Source organism: Dehalococcoidia bacterium (genome assembly GCA_028711995.1).
Lineage (GTDB): Bacteria > Chloroflexota > Dehalococcoidia > SZUA-161 > SpSt-899 > JAQTRE01.
This window is the reverse complement of sequence record JAQTRE010000196.1, coordinates 1-3,927: the sequence shown is the minus strand read 5'-3', so window position 1 is coordinate 3,927 and position 3,927 is coordinate 1. Positions and strand designations below refer to the sequence as shown.

4 protein-coding genes and 1 riboswitch are annotated in these 3,927 nt (G+C 50.6%); of the genes, 2 read left to right on the top strand and 2 right to left on the bottom strand.

What is annotated here, in order from left to right:
- Positions 1–162: 162 nt before the first annotated feature.
- A riboswitch (cyclic di-GMP riboswitch) is annotated at positions 163–249 on the bottom strand.
- A 685-nt stretch (positions 250–934) separates the two neighbouring features.
- Both PHV74_15335 and PHV74_15330 read left to right on the top strand, forming a co-directional pair.
- Positions 935–1,672, top strand: a complete 738-nt coding sequence (locus PHV74_15335; protein MDD5095726.1) for a response regulator transcription factor — start codon at positions 935–937, stop codon at positions 1,670–1,672.
- Positions 1,673–1,902: 230 nt separating this feature from the next.
- Positions 1,903–2,688 carry a response regulator transcription factor gene (locus PHV74_15330; protein MDD5095725.1) on the top strand — a complete coding sequence of 262 codons (786 nt, stop codon included), beginning with the start codon at positions 1,903–1,905 and terminating at the stop codon, positions 2,686–2,688.
- A gap of 233 nt (positions 2,689–2,921) precedes the next feature.
- Here PHV74_15330 and PHV74_15325 read toward each other — a convergent pair whose 3' ends face one another.
- Both PHV74_15325 and PHV74_15320 read right to left on the bottom strand, forming a co-directional pair.
- On the bottom strand, positions 2,922–3,299 hold the full coding sequence (locus PHV74_15325; GenBank protein ID MDD5095724.1) for a hypothetical protein: 378 nt from the start codon (positions 3,297–3,299) through the stop codon (positions 2,922–2,924).
- A gap of 410 nt (positions 3,300–3,709) precedes the next feature.
- A partial coding sequence (locus PHV74_15320; protein ID MDD5095723.1) for a hypothetical protein occupies positions 3,710–3,927 on the bottom strand: 218 nt, incomplete at its 5' end.

The following is a 3,927-nucleotide window of genomic DNA, read 5'->3' as shown; positions in this document are numbered from 1 at the left end:
AGGCAGTTCTCCTCCAGATGCTTGGGCTGCACCTCCCTCAGCGAATGAAAATTAAAGCAATGTAGTACCAACTTTACGTTCGGGAGAAGCACCTGTCAGCTTCGAAACTGCGGAAGTTGGGCTAGAGACAGAACAATACCTCTAGAGATAGAGTATTACCTCTTCGGTGGCCCGGCGATCATAGGCGTTAATGCCTTTAGACCCGTGGCTTTGCGTCCCACGATTTCTCGTGGTTTGCCTTTATCGGAGTATTTATACCGATGCGAAGTATGTTTTTTCGCACCTAGACCGTTTAATGTTCGACACATCGTGCATCGATGTGCGTGTATTAGATGGGTAAATTCTACATTGATATGATGGATACCACTACCGGGTCTTCCCCAAGAAGATCTGGGGGTAGACCCTCATTGGCAGAAGAGGGTGTCCAGTTTCCCTGACTGATCTCACCATGGTACAAGGTCTTCCTCCGCCACTTTTCATTGAGCCTCCCCAAATTCATCATTGGCGCGAGCCATCAGCGCGTGATTCTGATCACTCACAGATATTTCAGGCACACCTCCACCTCAGGTGATCCCCCCAGCACCGGGCCAACCCCCAAACCGTAAGCTCCATACAGCTACAAAAACAAGAGGGGTCTCCCGTTCGTCAATCTTAACCCACAGATGTATCGTAATGTGTGTGGATGTTGAAATGCAGCGGGAAACGCCGGGATTTCTTCAGTATCTAAAGGACAGCAATATCGCAGGACCATACACGTCGCTAGGAGCTATTCAGACGCGAAGAAGAGAGGGTTAAACGTGAGGGATGGAAGATGCAGGTGTGATGTGGTGAAAAACGATTGGACGGGACAACCTCTATTTTATGACGAGAAGCTCCCGACTACTGATTATGTGTTTCCCCAGTTGCCATCTTGGCCTGAAAAGGAGGATATCTGATGAATGCTGTACAATCGCCAACAGTGGTCGACAAACTGAACGACAGTACCGCGGTCAGCCCTAAGAAAATCAAGTTGTACATCGTTGAGGAACAGGAGATATTGCAGGAGGCCTACAAGTCTGCATTCCCGGCTGAGACCACGATCGAGGTTATGGGGGTTTCCAGCAGTGCAACGGTAGACATTATCCTCTCCATGCTGGCAGCAACACAACCGGATGCTCTTCTTCTGGGCATCAAAATGCTACAGCCCAGCACCGTCAAGCAGTTGGTGATCATTCGTGAACAGTTCCCCGACATTGGGATTGTTATCCTCTCGACCCTTTATGATATCCAAGGAATCAAGCACCTGCGAGAGTTTACGCGAAGAAGCTCCAAAGGATGTGCCATTTTACTGAAACACTCCATCGATCGAATCGGACAGCTGGCCCAAGTCGTTCATTCGGTCACCCAGGGCCAGGTCATTCTGGACTCGGTGGTCATGGAAGGCCTGATCAGCAACACTGAGGCCAACACCGTTCTCCTCAAGGAACTCAGTCATAGGGAGTTGGAAGTTCTAAGCTGGATGGCAAAAGGCTACCGGAATGGAACCATCGCCGAGATGCTGTGTGTCGATCCCAAAACTATTGAACGTCACATCAACGCCATCTACAGCAAACTCAGCAACGTCACCGATTCCAAAGACCCCAGAGTGAATTCGATCATGCTCTATCTAAAGGCAACCGGACAACTGCCATGAGGAGATTTTCGTGAGGCGAGAGATGTGTTGCCCCATAAGGTCGGACATCGAACAGAAGGCTCAGGCAATTCCCAGCCTTGCAACTCTAGGCATCTCTGCCATGAGCAGGTGACTACTGAATTCCGAATACGACACAGTGCCGTTTGACCAAACGCTGCACCTTTACTTTAGTCCCGGCGCTATCAATGAGCTGCCAGCAAATAATCCAGCGATTCAATGGGAGATGACCGATGAAAGTGCTGATCATCGAAAATGATCCGGAAATAGCCGAGGCTATTTCTCTGTGTTTCCAGTTGCGTTGGAGTGAGGCCCAGATTGTCTCTTGTAACCAGGGTCTCATTGCAATCGATCTTATGGAAACGGAGTTCCCCGACATCATCATTCTGGATATCGGGCTTCCTGATATTGATGGCTTTGAGGTGTGCCGCCGGATCCGCCGTTTCTCCGATGCGCCTATTGTCATGTTGACCGCAAGGGATCACGAGTATGACAAGGTTAAAGGTCTTGAACTGGGTGCTGATGATTATATCACCAAACCATTCAGCCACGTCGAGCTTCTGGCGCGGGCGAAAAGCGTGCTACGCCGATCAACAATGCCAACCTTAGATAAGGGCGAGGATCCGCTCACTGTTGGGAACGTCGCCATCGACTTTAACACTCACGAAGTGCTATCGGATGGGGCAGAGGTAAGACTGACCCCCACAGAATATAGCCTGCTTTGTGTGCTGGCGAGAAACGCAGGCAGGGTAATACCCCAACAGGTGCTCCTGCAAAAGGTCTGGGGTTCAGACTTCAGCGATGCGGACGACTATCTCAAGGTATATATCCAACGTCTCCGCGCCAAGCTTGGAGATGACTCCCTAGAGCCTGCGCTGATTGTCTGTGAGAGGGGGGTAGGATACAAACTCAACAACCCGGGGCAGGATCAATCCAGCGAAAACTCGTCGTCAGTATCCGTCAGAAAAGATGAGGATGAGAGCAGATTTCCGAGAGCCAAAATTCAGACCGTCAGATAAAACGGGAACCAAAAGAGGCAGAGAAACCGAACCGGGGGCGGATGGCGTGCCCACCATCATACCACCGATTTGGCTAAAGTAGTTACTCTCAAGCCAAGATAAGGGGTGGAACGGTGATGGCCACCTTGGCCCACCCCTTGATGAGAAAGCTAGCCAAATCAGTCGTTAGCAAGGTTACCCAAGAGGGCATCGCATGGTATATGCTCTTCTCTGAGGTATCCGTCGCTCAGTGATTAGTCTCCCGGACCGGCTGTGGCGATTACCGCCTTGACGGCAATGATGATCGCTGCCGGAGCCATAAGGATGCCAAAGGCGACGACTACGCCGACCACATTTTCCGCTAGCCCTTGCGATAGATCGGTAACAGGCTGGAAGGCTGGTGAATAACCCCATATGGCTAAGATGAGCAGGGCCATGACAGCCGCCAGTACCGGTGTGGCCTCTTTGGCAGTGATGTTAAGAATGCCAATGAGGATGCCCGCGATCAGCAGTACAATGATCACCCCGTCGTTAGTCGGTGCGGCTGTGCCTCCCCAAATGCCACCGAAGATGGCGAAGATCACGCCCAATACGAAGGCGCCTTTGCCCAGGATTGCCATGAAATCTGCCATTACCCACCTCCTTTTAGTCTATTCCACTATCTTTAATCTGATTCTCCAATTCAACTAGCCCGAACCCAATGCTCATCCGTCGTTTTCCTTGGCCTATGGGTGATCCCAGTGTGGACCCATGCGATATAGTTGTCAAGACTTTGAAGGTGCTGTTGGGTAAAGAATTGGTAAAGAGCGGAGGAGTTCGCTGTGTCATCTTGGTCGGCAGTCACATTTTCGTGCAGAAACTGGGCAGCGTTCCCCAAAGGCAGTGTCATTTGCCGGAACCACCCAAGTCGCAATACTGTCGGTGACACAAAGACTTGATTTCTCGAAGTACCGTGGTCTGGCAAGCGATCCTCTTGAACTCGATCACTCGCAGTTTGTTTCATCTGCATGGTCCTTATCGTCCACATTCGGACCTGCCTCCATCATCCATGAAATACTGGGGCTTCCTGACCCAGTGATAGGATGCTGCCAAAAACCCAAGCCTGACGTTTCCACAATACCATCGTTATATATGGGAACCTCTGATCAAGTCCGTCGAAAAATAAATTCAGCGGAATTCCCTCAATAAAATAACGTCGAAGTGTGGGTTTTCCGTGGTTCCGCTCTCTGAATAACCCCTTTTCAGGGGGATTTCCAGGAT

Bases quoted from the DNA above. Each gene is read 5' to 3' on its own strand.
- PHV74_15335 (MDD5095726.1), top strand. From the start codon at position 935: ATGAATGCTGTACAATCGCCAACAGTGGTCGACAAACTGAACGACAGT.
- PHV74_15330 (MDD5095725.1), top strand. From the start codon at position 1,903: ATGAAAGTGCTGATCATCGAAAATGATCCGGAAATAGCCGAGGCTATT.
- PHV74_15325 (MDD5095724.1), bottom strand. From the start codon at position 3,299: ATGGCAGATTTCATGGCAATCCTGGGCAAAGGCGCCTTCGTATTGGGC.